Here is a 15,028-nt window from a genome sequence, read left to right on the forward strand (position 1 = left end):
CGAACGGCTCGAAGAACGCCCATTCCTCGTCGCTCATCAGGTCTCGAATCAACGTCGCCTCCCTCCGAAAGCGACGTTGAATCACTCCACGACCCGAAGGGGAATCCTATTCGTCAACAGGACCTAGGCCCGAGGGGCAACGTCACCATCAACCGAATATGCGTCCGCGGCAGATCACCGCCATGCACCGTTATCCAGATCAACTTGGTGGGAGAAATCAGCCCCAGAAAAGCAAAAACCGCGTAGATCCGTGGTTTTCTTGAGGAGAATTGGTGGAGCCAAGGGGAGTCGAACCCCTGACCTCTTGAATGCCATTCAAGCGCTCTCCCAACTGAGCTATGGCCCCACTCTCTCCGGCCGGGCTTGGGTTGCCTCGGCGACGGCGGCGATCTCTAAAGGCATCGCGGCCGGTGATCAAGCCCCTTTCGCACTCTCGTCGGCTTTTTTTTCCGAAGTCTCGGAAAAGTCTGTGGAAAAAGCCGACGACGCGGAGGGGCGCGCGCCTCAGCGCTCCTCGTCCTCGGTTTCGACGTCGATATCGATGCCGTCGATGTCCTCGTCCTCGTCTTCCGGCTCGAGGAAGGTGTCGTCGTCGTCGCCGATGTCGGCGATCTCCTCGTCCTCGATCTCCGGCGCGTCGACGGCACCGCCGCCCTGTTCGGCGTCGGCCTCCTCGAGGCTGACGAAGTCGACCTGGGCTTCCTCGGTCTCGGCCTCTTCCTCCTCTTCGACCGCCGCGGCCTTGGCGCGCAGCGCCATCGCCGAGAGGGTGAAGGTCGTGCCGCACTTCGGGCACAGGATCGGGTCCTTGTTCAGGTCGTAGTACTTCGTGCCGCAGTTCGGGCAGAGGCGCTTGGTGCCGAGTTCAGGTTTCGCCACGGATCGTCTCGCGAAAAGAGGAAAAAAGGATCGTTCCCGTCTAGTCCGAAGCCGGCGCCCTGTCAAAAGCGAATCGCGCCGCGAACGTCGCAGTCGCGGCCGCCCTCGCGGATGACGCCCGGGGCGTCGCGTGATAGGAGAGGCCTCCGTTCGCCATCGCCCGCCTCGAGAGACGAGATCCATGAGCCACGACGCCCTTCCCGCGCCGCTCGCCGCCCGCGCCGGTTCCGCCCTCACCGGCCGGATCCGCGTGCCCGGCGACAAGTCGATCTCGCATCGCTCGCTGATGTTCGGCGCCGTCTCGCTCGGCGAGACCCGGATCGAGGGGCTGCTCGAGGCCGACGACGTGCTCGCCACCGGCCGCGCGATGGCGGCCCTCGGGGCCACCGTGACCCGGGACGGCGAGGGCGCCTGGCGGGTCGGCGGGCTCGGCTGCGGCGGTCTCCTGGAGCCGGAGGGCGTGCTCGACTTCGGCAACGCCGGCACCGGCTCGCGGCTGACCATGGGGCTCGTCGGCGGTCACGCCATCGCCGCGACCTTCGTCGGCGACGCCTCGCTGTCGCGCCGACCGATGGGGCGCGTCCTGAACCCGCTGCGCGAGATGGGCGTCGAGGTGATCGCGCGGGCCGGCGACCGTCTGCCGTTGACGTTGCGGGGGCCGAAGACGCCGACGCCGATCACCTATCGGGTGCCGATGGCCTCGGCGCAGGTGAAGTCGGCGGTGCTGCTCGCCGGGCTCGGCGCGCCCGGGGTCACCACGGTGATCGAGGCCGTCGCCACCCGCGATCACACCGAGCGCATGCTCCAGGGGTTCGGCGCGGCCTTGAGCGTGGAGATCGGCGTGGCGGGGGAGCGAATCATCCGTCTCGAGGGGCGGCCGGAGTTGAAGGCCCAGCATGTCGTGGTGCCCGGGGACCCGTCCTCGGCGGCCTTCGCGGTGGTGGCGGGGCTCATCGTGCCGGGCTCGGACGTCACGGTCGAGAACGTGCTGCTCAATCCGCAGCGGACCGGCCTCTTCCAGACGCTCGTCGAGATGGGCGCGGATCTCGCGATCGAGAACGAGCGTCTCTCGGGCGGCGAGCGCGTCGGCGACGTCCATGTGCGCGCCTCGCGGCTGAAGGGCGTGGTGGTTCCGCCGGAACGGGCGCCGTCGATGATCGACGAATATCCGATCCTGGCGATCGCGGCGGCCTTCGCCGAGGGGCCGACGGTGATGGAGGGGCTCGAGGAGCTCCGGGTCAAGGAGAGCGACCGTCTGGCGGCGGTGGCGCGCGGGCTCGAGGCCAACGGCGTGGCGTGCACCGAGGGCGAGGCCAGTCTGGTCGTGGAGGGGCTCAGGGCGGGCGTCAGGATCGGCGGAGGGCGCGTCGCGACCCATCTCGACCATCGCATCGCCATGGCCTTCCTGGTGCTCGGCATGGCCGCGGACGCGGTGGTGACGGTCGACGACACGACGATGATCGCGACGTCGTTCCCGTCGTTCCGAGGGCTGATGGAAGGGCTCGGCGCCGAGTTCGTCGAGGCGTGAGCGCCGGCGGACGGGAACGGGCGCCGGCCGGTCGGGCCGGGACGGAATGAAACGAATAAGGCCGGAGCGCGCGAGCGTCCGGCCTTTTTTCGTGGCGTCCCGGTGACGGGGATCACACGCGCATCGGCATCAGCACGTAGAGGGCGCTGGAGGGCTCGACGTCGTCGGAGATCAGGGTCGGCGAACCGGGGTCGGAGAAGCGGAACAGCGCCGTCTCGGTCTCGAGCTGCGAGGCGATGTCGAGCAGGTAGCGGCTGTTGAAGCCGATGTCGAGCGGCTCCTGATCGTATTCGACCGGCAGTTCTTCCGAGGCCGATCCGCTGTCGGGGTTGGTCACGGAGAGCACCAGACGTCCCTCGGCCATGGTCAGCTTGACCGCGCGGCCGCGCTCGGAGGAGATGGTCGAGACGCGGTCGACGGCGGTGGCGAAATCGCCGCGCTCGACGCGCATGAGCTTGTCGTTGCCCTGGGGGATGACGCGGCCGTAGTCGGGGAAGGTGCCGTCGATCAGCTTGGAGGTCAGCACGATGCCGACCGGGGCGGGGTCGCCGTCCTTCACCGGCGCGGCGAAGGTCAGGCGGATCTTGGAGTCCGACAGCTCGACCGTGACCACGGCTTCGGGGTCGTCGACGAGCTTCTGGATCTCGCCCACGGTCTTGCGCGGCACGATCACGCCGGGCATGTCCTCGGCGCCGTGCGGCGCGACGATCTCGGCGCGGGCGAGACGGTGGCCGTCGGTGGCGACGGCGCGGAACTTCAATTCGCCGTCGTTCGCCACGGCATGGAAATAGATGCCGTTCAGATAGTAGCGGGTCTCCTCGGTGGAGATCGCGAACCAGGTGCGGTCGACCAGACGCTTCAGATCGGCGGCGGCGAGCGTGAAGGTGTGGGAGAAGGTGCCGGCGGTGAGGTCGGGGAAGTCGCTCTCCGGCAGCATCTGCAGCGAGAACTTGGACCGACCCGAGCGGATGTCGAGGGTGGCGCCGTCGGCGCGGGTGGCGAGCTCGACCTGGGCGCCGTCCGGCAACTTGCGGACGATGTCGTGGATCATGTGGGCGGGCACGGTGGTGGCGCCGGTCGTCTCCACCATTGCCGGGATCGACTCGGAGATCTCGATGTCGAGGTCGGTGGCCTTCAGCTTCAGCTCGCCGCCTTCGGCGCGCAGAAGCACATTGGAAAGGATCGGAATCGTATTGCGCCGCTCCACGACCCGATGCACGTGGGTCAGGGACTTCACGAGTTGCGCCCGCTCGACTGTCACTTTCATCGATGTCTTCCGAAGGCTGGATCGGAGCCGCCACGCGGGTGCGGACATGCTCCTCGTGTCTTGATCTGGTCGCCGGGACCGGGGGCGTCGACCTTGACCTCTCCCGTTCCTCGACGCAAGAGCCGGGGCGGGAAAGCTCGCATTTTTTCAGGCCTGAAGACCGTCAACCGACGGTGATCGCGGCGCTGGCGTCGTGGCCGTGCTCGCGCGCGATGCGCACGTTGCGGGCCTTCATGTCCGTCAACTGCACGTACATCTCGCCGGCGGAGAGCGCGTCGTTGAAGGCGTCGTGGAGCGCCAGCGTCCTCAGGCCGAGATCGCGGGTGATCGCGGCGAAGGAGAGGTCGATCTGGGTGCCCTGCGGCGCGTCGCCGTATTTGCGCTCGTAATAGAGGCCGGAAACCTCGATGCGCCGATTGGGCAGGTGGAAGCCGTAATAGGCGGAGACGTAGCGGTCGAGCATGGCGGCGTCGTAGTCGATCCAGTAGCCGACCAGCGGGCGCCCGCCGAGGAAGTCGAGGAAGTCCGGCAGCACCTCGCGCATCGGCCGGGCGCCGGCGACGTCGACGGCGCGCAGCTGGTGGACGCGGATGGCGTCGGCGCGCATCTCGGCGTCGGGGCGGACATAGGCGTTGAAGGCCTGCGAGGTCAGGATCCGATTGCCGGCGATCCGGATCGCCGAAATCGAGATGATGTCGTCGGTGCGGGTGTCGAAGCCGGTCGTCTCGCAATCGACCGACACCACCTCGCCGGAGGGATCCTCCCGGAAGAGCGGCAGCCAACGCGGGTCCTTCAGGCGCATCCGGTCGTAGCGATGCCTCAGCCAGCGGAACATGGGCGCCCCTTCAGAACATGCCGAGTTTGAAGTGGTTGCGGACGATTTCGCGGAAGCGCTTCACCACGCGCAGCGCGTCGCGCAGGAGGTCGCGGTCGAGGGTGGTGAGGTCCGAGGGGCGCAACAGGGATTCGCCCTCGGTGGTGCCGGCGAGATGGGCGCGGAGTTGCGACTTCAACCGCAGTTCCATGAAGTAGCCGAGCGCGTCGGAGAGCTCGCGGGCGAAGGTCTCGTCGAAGAAGCGGGTCTCGGCGATGGCCAGGATGCGCTCGACGGTCGACGTGGCGGAAATGCCCTTCTCGATGGCGAGGGAGCGCACGCCGTGGACGATCGGGAAGGTGCCGGACTTCTTGATGTCGATCGGCTCCTCGCGGCCGACGGTGGCGAGGATCGAGTTGATGACGCCGCCGGGGCCGGGGAACTGATCGATCGCCTTGGCGAAATGAGCGATGGCCGCGGTCTCGCCGCTCATCATGGCGATGAACTCGCGTTTGGCGCGGGTCAGGAGATCGGCGTTGCCGGCGACGCAGACGGCGTCGAAGAAGATGCCGAGATGCATCGGGCTGTCGGCGTCGGGGCTGTGCACCCAGCGCTTCAATTGCATGACGAAGTCATCGATTGTCTGCGACCAGAGCGGATTGGAGACCATCACGTTGCCGGGGCAGGGCGGGAAGCCGAAGGTGGCGAGCGCGCCCTGGAACTCGACGCGGAAGCGCGACAGATCGGCCTCCGGCACCGCGTCGGCGAGGAGGAGGCCGTTGTCCTGATCGGTGCGCACGGTCTGTTCGCCGCGCCCCTCCGAGCCCATGACGATCAGGCAGCCGGCCTCCTGGATGCTCTCCGGCGCGATCAGCGCGAAGAGCTTGCGGAAGAGGTGGCGATTGAGGTCGGAGGTGATGGCGGCGATGTCGCGCACCTTGACGCCCTGATGGTTGAGGCGAACCACCTGGGACTGGATGTCGGCGGCGGCGCCGGCGAGGTCGTCGACGGTCTTGGCGCGATCGATGCGGCCGGGGATGAGCTGCGAGTTGCCGGCGAACATGCCGAGGATGTCGATGTCCTCGAGGATGCCGACCTTCTCGCCGCCGCGTTTGACCACCAGCCGGCGCTTGTTGTTGCGGGTCATGGTGATCAGCGCGTCGAAGACGAATTCGTCGTCCTCGACCGTGATCAGGTTCCAACTGGTGCACTCGCCGATCGGGGTGGTCAGCGGCAGCTTGGCGAGGATCGCCGCCTTGGACAGATTGGTGCGGGTGACGATGCCGACGCGGGCGCCGTCGCGGACCAGGAGCGAGTTGGTGTCGGTGTCGGACATGCGCTGCTCGGTCTCCTCGATCGTCGTGGAGGCGTCGATGAAGACGGGCGGGCGCAGCCGCGCCTCGGAGATGCGGGCGCGCAGCACGCCCTCGAGGCCCTGGCCGCGATCGTGTTTGGCGACTTCGGCGAGCTTGCGCGAGATGTCGGAATAGAAGAAGGCGGCGAAGCCTGGATTGCGGTGGATCAGCGACAGCAGCGTGTCGCGCGGCATCAGATAGGTCAGCGTCTCCTCACAGGCGACATAGCGCGCGCCCGCGCCGCCGTGGACCACGGCGCGGGCGCCGAAGGTCTCCTTCGGACCGAGGATGGCGACGACGTTCTCGTCCTCGTCGCGCTCCTCGACCGCACCCTTCAGGACCACGTGATAGTGGTCGGAGGCGGCGCCGCGCATCAGGATGGTCTGGCCGGCGGGCCAATAACCGATGTCGAGCGCGGCGACGAGTTCGGCGGCTTCGGCCTCGGAGAGGCGGTCGAACGGGGGACTGGCGGTGTCGAAGGAGCGAGGCATGCGGTCACCGGACGGTCGCGTCGCGTGGGGCGACGAGATCGCGACGCCGCGTCGGCGCGACGAGCGATCGGTTGAAGCGGAAGGTGGCGATGCCCCCTTCGGCGATGCGCGGGCCCCGTCTCCGGCCGCGGCGATCGGGTGAGTGCGAGGGTCGGACGGCGCGATGCGCGCGGTCGCGGGCGGTCTCGACGTCACGGTCGGCAATCGAGGCCCCCCGGCAACGATCCTCCGACGAACGAACGGCCGGAAGGCTCGTCGAGGAGCCGCCCGGCCGATCGGAAGAGGACCGAGGCGGGAGACCCGCCTCGGCCGAAGACGAGGTCAGTGCGACGCGGCGCCCTGGGCACCGATGCCGGTCTGGCAGCGGATGTACTGAGCCTCGAAGCCGTCCTTGTCTTCCTGCGCGCGGGCCGAACCGTCCAGCACGGAGAAGAGCCAGATGCCGATGAAGGCGATGGGCATCGAGAAGATCGCGACGTTGTCGTAGGGCTGCAGAGCCGCGGCATTGCCGAGGATCTTGACCCACACGGTCGGGCCGGTGACGACAAGGCCGACGGCCGAGATCAGGCCGAGGAAGCCGCCGATGAAGGCGCCGCGGGTGGTCATGCCCTTCCAGAACACCGACATCAGCAGAACCGGGAAGTTGCACGAGGCGGCGACCGCGAAGGCCAGACCCACCATGTAGGCGACGTTCTGGTTCTCGAAGACGACGCCGAGGCCGACGGCGAGGATGCCGAGGCCGACGGACGCCATCTTGGAGACGCGCATCTCGTCGACCTCGTTGACCCGGCCGCGACGGAACACCGAGGCGTAGAGGTCGTGGGAGATCGCCGAGGCGCCGGCGAGCGCGAGGCCCGAGACGACCGCGAGGATGGTGGCGAAGGCGATCGCGGCGATGAAGCCGAGGAAGTACTCGCCGCCGACCGCGTTGGCCAGATGCATGACCGCCATGTTGGAACCGCCCCGGATGCCGGCGATCACGTCCTTGCCGGCCGCGATCAGAGACTGGTCCATGAAGGGGTTGGTGGCGGGGGTCGGCGTGTTGCCCGCGATGAGGGCGATGGCGCCGAAGCCCATGATGAAGGTGAGGATGTAGAAGTAGCCGATGAAGCCGGTGGCGTAGAACACGGACTTACGCGCGGCCTTGGCGTCCTTCACGGTGAAGAAGCGCATCAGGATGTGCGGCAGACCGGCGGTGCCGAACATCAGCGCCATGCCGAGCGAGATCGCCGAGACCGGATCCGAGATCAGCGAGCCGGGGCCCATGATGGCGACGTGCTTGGGATGGATGTCGACGGCCGCCTTGAACAGCTTCTCGGGCGAGAAGCCGAAGGAGATCATGACCATGAGGGCCATGAAGGTGGCACCGCCGAGGAGCAGGCAGGCCTTGATGATCTGGACCCACGTGGTCGCGGTCATGCCGCCGAAGGTCACGTAGACGATCATCAGCACGCCGACGATCATGACGGCCCAGAGGTAGGGCAGGCCGAAAAGGATCTGGATCAGCTTACCGGCGCCGACCATCTGAGCGATCAGATAGAAGGCCACGGTGACCAGCGAGCCGCAGGCGGCCAGCGTGCGAATCGGGGTCTGGGCGAAGCGGAACGAGGCCACGTCGGCGAAGGTGAACTTGCCGAGGTTGCGCAGCTGTTCGGCGACGAGGAAGGTGACGATCGGCCAACCGACCAGCCAGCCCACCGAGAAGATCAGGCCGTCGTAACCCGAGCCGTAGACGAGACCAGTGATGCCGAGGAACGAAGCCGCCGACATGTAGTCGCCGGCGATGGCCAGACCGTTCTGAAATCCGGTGATGCCGCCGCCGGCGGTATAGAACGAGGCGGCCGACTTGGTCTGACGGGCCGCCCAGTAGGTGATGCCGAGCGTGATGCCGACGAAGATCACGAACATGATGATCGCCGGGAAGTTGGTCGCCTGCTTCTTGATGTCGGTGGCGTCGACGCCGGCGGCCATCGCGAACGTCGGCAGTGCCGAGATCGCGGCGGTCGTGAGGAGGGTCAGAGCGCGGTTCATCACTTGGTCTCCTCGACGATCTGAGCGGTCAGCGTGTCGAATTCGGCGTTGGCGCGCAGAACGTAGATGCCGGTCAGCACGAAGGCCGAGACGATGACGCCGACGCCGATCGGCACGCCGTAGGTCATCAGATTCGTGCCGATCGGCGTCGCCAGGAACGACTTGGCGTAGCCGACGAGGAGGATGAAGCCGTAGTAGATGACGAGCATGGTGATCGTCAGCGTCAGCGCCAGGCTGTTGCGCTTCCGGACCAGCTCGGCGAACTTCGGATTGGCCCGTACTTTCTTTGCGATGTCGGTACTCACGTGGATACCTCCCTGATTCTCTTGTGCGAGGAGTCACGGCGACGAGCCACCATCCGCGATCCCGTCATCTCGAGATGAACGGACTCGTCGTGCAAAACGAACTCGTCGGTCGCCGGTCTCCCCCCGGATACGAACGGACTCGCCCCCTGAAGCGAGCCGCCATGACGGAAATTTGCCTTTTGGCAATCTTTCGCGATAGCCCACCCTTCGTATAGCTACTTAAGACTCAGAAAGTTATCTGCCATATCGAGCTATTGCGTTGCACAATTTCTATTGTGCTGCGCTTCGAGACTACATGACGAAACGACGTCATCGGTTTTCGCATGCCTCGGCGATCTCCTCGACGATCGCCGCGGCGGCGGCGCGGCGGTCGCTCGCGCCGAGGATCGGGCGGGCCACGACCAGGAGGTCGGCGCCGGCGCGGATCGCGGCGCCCGGCGTGGTGACGCGCTTCTGGTCGCCGGCGGCGGCGCCGGAGGGGCGCACGCCCGGGGTCACCAGGGTGAGGCCGGGGCCGACGGCGGCGCGCAGGCGGGCGGCCTCGGCGGCGGAGCAGACGATGCCGTCCATGCCGGCGGCGACCGCGTCGCGGGCGCGCGCCTCGACCAGATCGGCGACCGGGGTCGCGTAGCCGGCGGCCTTCAGGTCGGCGTCGTCCATGGAGGTGAGTACGGTGACGCCGAGCAGCTTGGTGCGCTCGTTCGCCTCCGCGTCACGGGCGGCGACGGCGGAGCGCATCGCCTTGGGGTAGGCGTGGAGCGTGACCCAGTCGACGCCGAGCTTCAGGATCGATTCGATGCCTTCGGCGATGGTGTTGTCGATATCGAGCAGTTTGACGTCGAGGAAGACCTTCTCGCCCTCGCCGACGAGGCGCTCGACCAGGGCGAGACCGCCGGCGAAGACCAGCCGATAGCCGATCTTGTAGACGCCGACCGCGCCGCGGGTTTCGGCGACGGCGCGGGCGGCCTCCTCGACCGAGGGGAGGTCGAGGCCGAGGATCAGACGGTCGCGGGGATGGGAAGCGGTGAAGGCCATGGTCGAGAGCTCCGTACGGAAGGTCTCGACGTCTTAGCGCGTCCTCGAGCCGCTTTCCACGCGGGATCGGCTCGAGGGGGCTCGTGGCGGGCCGTCGCTCAGGCGGGGCGGCGGTAGATCCAGACGCGGGCGGGCGGAAGGTTGCGCACCACCCAGCCGGAGCGTTCGATCTCGAAGCGGGTGGCGCCGTGCGGCACCGGCGAGACCAGCGCATAGGAGAACTGGATGAAGGGCGCGCCCGGTTCCATGCGGTGGAAGGCGTCGTCGAGGAGGCGGGTGCGCTCGGGCAGGGGGCGGGTGAAGAGCGGCAGGCTCGACACCACGGCCGCGAGCGGGAACGGCTCGGCGCCGACGAGGCCGGTGATCGCCTGGGGCAGACGATAGGCATCCCCCTGGATGAAGTGGACGCCGGGGTAGCGCTGGCGCAGGAGGCTGCAGAAATCGGCGTTGTATTCGATCGAGACGATCCGTTCGGGCTCGATGCCGCGCTCGAGCAGCGCCTGGGTGACGACGCCGGTGCCGGGTCCGAGCTCGACCACGAGGCCGGGACGGGTGGGGTCGACATAGGACGCCATCAGCCGGGCCAATTGCGGCGAGGACGGCGCCACGGCCCCGGTCATCAGGGGTTTGTCGATCCAGTTCTTGAGAAATCTGACCTCGTCGAGAACCTTGTGACCGATGCCGTCGGTGACGGCACGCTTCTTGGCTTGTCCCATGAAAGGCTCCGAGGAGGAAAGGGCTTCGGGTGGCGTGACCCTGCTTCGAAGATGTGACGTTACCATGGCGATGCGGTCGAGGCGACCGCTCGATCAGCCACCGAGATTGTCGAAGAAGCCCTTCATCTTGGCGAAGAAGCCGTGCGCGTCGGGGTGGGTCTCCTTGGAGCAGTCCTTCTCGAACTCCTCCAGAAGCTCGCGCTGGCGCTTGGTGAGATGGCGGGGGGTCTCGACGCCGACCTGGATGTAGAGATCGCCGTGGCCGCGGGTGCGCAGGATCGGCATGCCCTTGCCGCGCAACGGGATGCGCTTGCCGTTCTGGGTGCCCTCGGGGATCTTGACCTTGGCGACCTCGCCGGAGAGCGTCGGCACCTCGATCGAGCCGCCGAGCGCGGCGGTGGTCATCGAGATCGGCACGGCGCAGAAGACGTCGGCGCCGTCGCGCTGGAAGAAGGCGTGCGGCTTGATCGAGACGAAGATGTAGAGATCGCCGGCCGGGCCGCCGCGCACGCCGGCCTCGCCCTCGCCGGCGAGACGGATGCGGTTGCCGTCCTCGATGCCGGCGGGAATGTTGACGGCGAGCGCCTTCTCCACCGAAGTGTGGCCGGAGCCGCCGCAGACCTTGCAGGGGTCGGGGATCACCTGACCGCGACCCTGGCAGGTCGGGCAGGTGCGCTCGATGGTGAAGAAGCCCTGGACGGCGCGAACCCGACCGAGGCCGCCGCAGGTGCGGCAGGTCTGGGCGGAGGTGCCGGCCTTGGCGCCGGAGCCGGAGCAGGCCTCGCAGGTGACCGTGGTCGGCACCTTGATCTCGATCTGCTTGCCGGCGTAGGCCTCCTCGAGGGTGATCTCCATGTTGTAGCGCAGGTCGGAGCCGCGCTCGCGGCCACCGCCGCCGCGCCGGCCGCCCATGTCGCCGCCGAAGAAGTTCTCGAAGATGTCCGACATGGTCTGGGCGAAGTCGCCGTTGAACCCGCCGGCACCGGCTCCCGCGCCGCCGTTCTCGAAGGCGGCGTGGCCGTAGCGGTCGTAGGCGGCGCGCTTCTGCCCGTCCTTGAGGACGTCGTAGGCCTCGTTGATCTCCTTGAACGACGCCTCGGCAGCGTGATCGCCGGGGTTTCGATCGGGATGATACTGCATGGCGAGCTTGCGGAAGGCGCTCTTCAGCTCCTTCTCGTCGGCGGTCTTGGAGACGCCGAGAACCTCGTAGTAGTCGCGCTTGGCCATGGTCGGTCCGTCTTTCGGGCGGGCGGGGCGGCGATGCCTCTGAGATGCGAGGCGACCCGGCGTGAAGCCTCACACCGGGTCGCCCGCGCTTTCGAGATCAAGAAGCGGGGCCTCAGCCCTTCTTCTTGTCGTCCTTGACTTCCTCGAAGTCGGCGTCGACCACGTCGTCGCGCTTGGTCTCGCCTTCGGGGGCGGCGCCCGCCTCGGCCTGACCGGCGGCGTACATCGCCTCGCCGAGCTTCATCTGGGCTTCCGCCAGCTTGTTGGCGGCGGCCTTGATCGCCTCGACGTCGTCGCCCTCGAGCGCCTTGCGGGTCTCGGCGATGGCCGCCTCGATCACCGACTTGTCGGCGCCGGAGACCTTGTCGCCGTAGTCCTTGAGCGCCTTCTCGGCGGAGTGGGCGAGGCCTTCGGCGTGGTTCTTGGTCTCGACCACTTCCTTGCGCTTCTTGTCCTCGGCCGCATGGGCCTCGGCGTCCTTGACCATCTTCTCGATGTCGGCGTCGGAGAGACCACCGGAGGCCTGGATGCGGATCTGCTGCTCCTTGCCGGTGCCCTTGTCCTTGGCCGAGACCTGGACGATGCCGTTGGCGTCGATGTCGAAGGTGACCTCGATCTGCGGCACGCCGCGCGGCGCCGGCGGGATGCCCTGCAGGTCGAAGCGGCCGAGGCTCTTGTTGTCCTGGGCCATCTCGCGCTCACCCTGGAACACGTTGATCGTCACCGCCGTCTGGCCGTCTTCCGCGGTCGAGAAGACCTGCGACTTCTTGGTCGGGATGGTGGTGTTGCGATCGATCAGACGGGTGAAGACGCCACCGAGGGTCTCGATGCCGAGCGACAGCGGGGTCACGTCGAGCAGCAGCACGTCCTTGACGTCGCCCTGGAGCACGCCGCCCTGGATCGCGGCGCCGATGGCGACGACCTCGTCCGGGTTGACGCCCTTGTGGGGCTCGCGGCCGAAGAACGACTTCACGATCTCCTGGACCTTGGGCATGCGGGTCATGCCGCCGACCAGGACCACCTCGTCGATCTGACCGGCGGTGAGGCCGGCATCCTTGAGCGCCGCCTTGCAGGGCTCGACGGTGCGCTGGATCAGATCGTCGACCAGCGCCTCGAACTTGGCGCGGGTGAGCTTCAGGTTGAGATGCTTCGGCCCGGTCGCGTCCATGGTGATGAACGGCAGGTTGATCTCGGTCTGGTTGGTCGAGGAGAGCTCGATCTTGGCCTTCTCTGCCGCCTCCTTCAGGCGCTGGAGGGCGAGCTTGTCGTTCCGGAGATCGATGCCCGACTCCTTCTTGAACTCGTCGGCGAGATAGCCGACCAGCCGCATGTCGAAGTCCTCACCGCCGAGGAAGGTGTCGCCGTTGGTCGACTTCACCTCGAAGACGCCGTCGCCGATCTCGAGGATCGACACGTCGAAGGTGCCGCCGCCGAGGTCGTAGACCGCGATGGTGCCCGAGGTCTTCTTGTCGAGGCCGTAGGCGAGCGCGGCCGCGGTCGGCTCGTTGATGATGCGCAGCACCTCGAGACCGGCGATCTTGCCGGCGTCCTTGGTGGCCTGACGCTGGGCGTCGTTGAAATAGGCCGGGACGGTGATGACCGCCTGGGTCACCGGCTGGCCGAGGAAGGCTTCCGCCGTCTCCTTCATCTTGCCGAGGGTGAAGGCGGAGATCTGCGAGGGCGAATAGGACTTGCCGTCGGCCTCGACCCAGGCGTCGCCGTTGCCGGCCTTGGCGATCTTGTAGGGGACGAGGTGCTTGTCCTTCTCCACCATCGGATCTTCGTAGCGGCGGCCGATCAGGCGCTTCACCGCGAAGAAGGTGCGCTCCGGATTGGTCACGGCCTGACGCTTGGCGGCGACGCCGACCAGACGCTCGCCGTCGTCGTTCATGGCGACGATCGACGGCGTGGTGCGCGCGCCTTCGGAATTCTCGATGACCTTGGCGGTCTTGCCGTCCATCACGGCGACGCACGAGTTGGTCGTGCCGAGGTCGATACCGATCACCTTACCCATGATGCTTCTCCTTTCGGCAGGCCGTCCGAACCCCTGTCGGGCGTTTCGGCACGAGCGTTCCCGCTCACGGCCCCCAGATGGACCCGCTCGTCGAGCGGATCCCGTCGTTTCGGGTTTCTTGCACGCCGTCCCGCGGGGAACCCGGTCACGACGTGCTTCGCCGGGGTATATAAGTGGGGCGTTTCGGGGCCGCAAGGAGGGAAGGGCGCGGGAATCTCCTCGCGTCGCCCCCCGAGCGCGGCGGCGGCGCCGGCGGCGTGGGGCCGCCGGTCCGATCGAAGCCCCGTCTCCCCGGTCCTGGAGGTCCGCCATGCCCTCGACGTTCCGTTCCGCACCGCCGGTCACCCGTTCGTCGCCGCCGTCGGTCGGACGGCGGATCGCGGCGGCGGGGATCGCGCTAGCGGCCTCGATCGGGCTCGCGGTCGGCGTCGACCCGTTCGGCCTGATCGCCGACGCCCCCGAGGAGACCGCCGCGCTCGGGCTGATCGCGACCGAGGCGATCGCGGCCTTTCTCTTCGTCTACCCGATGGTCGGGTTCGTCTTCGATCTCGTCGCGGCATGGCGGGGGGCGGGGCCGTCCGCCGGGGGCGGGTCGAGCGACGTCGGAGGTCCGCTCGAGGTCTGGTGGACGGCCGACGGAGCCTCCGACGGCGGCGGGGGTGGTGACGGCGGTGGGGGAGGCGACTGATCGACCATGACCGCTTCGTCTCGCCCCTCGGGATGTCCGGCCGGCCTCACGCTCCTTCCCGGTCGTCTCGATCGCTCCGCACAGCAGGCGCTGATCGAGGATCTCCGCGCAGTGGTTCGGGCGGCGCCGCTCTTCACGCCGGTCATGCCGCGAACGGGCAAGCCCTTCTCCGTCCGCATGACCAATTGCGGGCCGCTCGGCTGGGTCTCCGACCGGGCCGGCTATCGCTATCAGGCGACGCATCCGGTGACCGGACGTCCATGGCCGGCGATGCCGGCGGCGGTGCTGGCGCTCTGGGAGGAGATCACCGGATATGCCGCGCCGCCGGAGGCCTGTCTCGTCAACTTCTATGGCGCGCAAGCCAAGATGGGGCTGCATCAGGATCGCGACGAGGAGGATTTCGAGGCGCCGCTCCTCTCCGTCTCGCTCGGCGACACCGCGCGGTTCCGCCTCGGCGGGGTCGAGCGGGGCGATCCGACGCGGTCGTTTCCGCTCGCGTCCGGTGACGTGATGATGCTCACGGGGCCGCTCCGGCTCGCCCATCACGGCATCGACCGGATCGTGCCGGCCACCTCGACGCTGCTCGCCGAGGGTGGACGCATCAATCTGACGCTCCGGCGGGTGACGCGGCCGCGATCGTGACGCGGCCGGCGATTGACGGTCCGGGCCGGGGCGGGC

Annotated in this window: 13 protein-coding genes and 1 tRNA gene; 3 read left to right on the forward strand and 11 right to left on the reverse strand. The window is 67.9% G+C overall.

The annotated features are described in order from the left end of the window. Positions 1-270 precede the first annotated feature (270 nt). Positions 271-346 (reverse strand) — tRNA-Ala (locus J3S89_RS02035). A gap of 158 nt (positions 347-504) precedes the next feature. After that, positions 505-879, reverse strand: a complete 375-nt coding sequence (locus tag J3S89_RS02040; protein ID WP_217925813.1) for a TIGR02300 family protein — start codon at positions 877-879, stop codon at positions 505-507. 181 nt (positions 880-1,060) lie between these two features. Here J3S89_RS02040 and aroA point away from each other — a divergent pair, with 181 nt between their 5' ends. Next, positions 1,061-2,407 (forward strand): 3-phosphoshikimate 1-carboxyvinyltransferase, encoded by a 1,347-nt coding sequence (aroA, locus tag J3S89_RS02045; protein WP_217925814.1) that lies wholly within the window; start codon positions 1,061-1,063, stop codon positions 2,405-2,407. Between the two features lie 112 nt (positions 2,408-2,519). On the opposite strand, the gene dnaN is transcribed toward aroA, so the two are convergent. The 9 genes from dnaN to dnaK form a co-directional block, all read right to left on the reverse strand. Next, entirely contained in the window at positions 2,520-3,674 is a 1,155-nt protein-coding gene (dnaN, locus tag J3S89_RS02050; RefSeq protein WP_217925815.1) for a DNA polymerase III subunit beta, read from the reverse strand. A 163-nt stretch (positions 3,675-3,837) separates the two neighbouring features. Next, positions 3,838-4,509: a 3'-5' exonuclease gene (locus J3S89_RS02055; protein ID WP_217925816.1), complete on the reverse strand. Its 672-nt coding sequence runs from the start codon at positions 4,507-4,509 to the stop codon at positions 3,838-3,840. A 10-nt stretch (positions 4,510-4,519) separates the two neighbouring features. Then, positions 4,520-6,334, reverse strand: a complete 1,815-nt coding sequence (locus J3S89_RS02060; RefSeq protein ID WP_217925817.1) for a putative nucleotidyltransferase substrate binding domain-containing protein — start codon at positions 6,332-6,334, stop codon at positions 4,520-4,522. Between the two features lie 321 nt (positions 6,335-6,655). After that, positions 6,656-8,365 (reverse strand): cation acetate symporter, encoded by a 1,710-nt coding sequence (locus J3S89_RS02065; RefSeq protein ID WP_217925818.1) that lies wholly within the window; start codon positions 8,363-8,365, stop codon positions 6,656-6,658. Next, a complete protein-coding gene (locus J3S89_RS02070) occupies positions 8,365-8,670 on the reverse strand; it encodes a DUF485 domain-containing protein (protein ID WP_217925819.1) in 306 nt (101 codons plus the stop codon). Before J3S89_RS02070 ends, J3S89_RS02065 begins: the two co-directional genes overlap by 1 nt. Before the next feature lie 309 nt (positions 8,671-8,979). Further along, a complete protein-coding gene (gene pyrF, locus J3S89_RS02075; RefSeq protein ID WP_217925820.1) occupies positions 8,980-9,705 on the reverse strand; it encodes an orotidine-5'-phosphate decarboxylase in 726 nt (241 codons plus the stop codon). A 98-nt stretch (positions 9,706-9,803) separates the two neighbouring features. Further along, positions 9,804-10,421 (reverse strand): class I SAM-dependent methyltransferase, encoded by a 618-nt coding sequence (locus J3S89_RS02080; RefSeq protein ID WP_217925821.1) that lies wholly within the window; start codon positions 10,419-10,421, stop codon positions 9,804-9,806. A 93-nt stretch (positions 10,422-10,514) separates the two neighbouring features. After that, entirely contained in the window at positions 10,515-11,648 is a 1,134-nt protein-coding gene (gene dnaJ, locus J3S89_RS02085) for a molecular chaperone DnaJ (RefSeq protein WP_217925822.1), read from the reverse strand. 112 nt (positions 11,649-11,760) lie between these two features. Then, positions 11,761-13,662 carry a molecular chaperone DnaK gene (gene dnaK / locus J3S89_RS02090; RefSeq protein WP_217925823.1) on the reverse strand — a complete coding sequence of 634 codons (1,902 nt, stop codon included), beginning with the start codon at positions 13,660-13,662 and terminating at the stop codon, positions 11,761-11,763. A 310-nt stretch (positions 13,663-13,972) separates the two neighbouring features. Here dnaK and J3S89_RS02095 point away from each other — a divergent pair, with 310 nt between their 5' ends. Together J3S89_RS02095 and J3S89_RS02100 are read left to right on the forward strand one after the other, a co-directional pair. Continuing rightward, on the forward strand, positions 13,973-14,350 hold the full coding sequence (locus J3S89_RS02095; protein WP_217925824.1) for a hypothetical protein: 378 nt from the start codon (positions 13,973-13,975) through the stop codon (positions 14,348-14,350). Positions 14,351-14,356: 6 nt separating this feature from the next. Beyond that, complete coding sequence (locus tag J3S89_RS02100) at positions 14,357-14,992, forward strand: alpha-ketoglutarate-dependent dioxygenase AlkB family protein (RefSeq protein ID WP_217925825.1); 636 nt, start codon at positions 14,357-14,359, stop codon at positions 14,990-14,992. Positions 14,993-15,028: the final 36 nt, after the last annotated feature.

Source organism: Pinisolibacter aquiterrae, assembly GCF_019160155.1.
In the GTDB taxonomy this organism is placed as follows: Bacteria; Pseudomonadota; Alphaproteobacteria; order Rhizobiales; family Ancalomicrobiaceae; genus Pinisolibacter; species Pinisolibacter aquiterrae.

Coding starts and splice junctions, on each gene's coding strand:
- aroA (WP_217925814.1), top strand. CDS start 1,061: ATGAGCCACGACGCCCTTCCCGCGCCGCTCGCCGCCCGCGCCGGTTCC.
- dnaN (WP_217925815.1), bottom strand. CDS start 3,674: ATGAAAGTGACAGTCGAGCGGGCGCAACTCGTGAAGTCCCTGACCCAC.
- J3S89_RS02055 (WP_217925816.1), bottom strand. CDS start 4,509: ATGTTCCGCTGGCTGAGGCATCGCTACGACCGGATGCGCCTGAAGGAC.
- J3S89_RS02060 (WP_217925817.1), bottom strand. CDS start 6,334: ATGCCTCGCTCCTTCGACACCGCCAGTCCCCCGTTCGACCGCCTCTCC.
- J3S89_RS02065 (WP_217925818.1), bottom strand. CDS start 8,365: ATGAACCGCGCTCTGACCCTCCTCACGACCGCCGCGATCTCGGCACTG.
- pyrF (WP_217925820.1), bottom strand. CDS start 9,705: ATGGCCTTCACCGCTTCCCATCCCCGCGACCGTCTGATCCTCGGCCTC.
- J3S89_RS02080 (WP_217925821.1), bottom strand. CDS start 10,421: ATGGGACAAGCCAAGAAGCGTGCCGTCACCGACGGCATCGGTCACAAG.
- dnaJ (WP_217925822.1), bottom strand. CDS start 11,648: ATGGCCAAGCGCGACTACTACGAGGTTCTCGGCGTCTCCAAGACCGCC.
- dnaK (WP_217925823.1), bottom strand. CDS start 13,662: ATGGGTAAGGTGATCGGTATCGACCTCGGCACGACCAACTCGTGCGTC.
- J3S89_RS02095 (WP_217925824.1), top strand. CDS start 13,973: ATGCCCTCGACGTTCCGTTCCGCACCGCCGGTCACCCGTTCGTCGCCG.
- J3S89_RS02100 (WP_217925825.1), top strand. CDS start 14,357: ATGACCGCTTCGTCTCGCCCCTCGGGATGTCCGGCCGGCCTCACGCTC.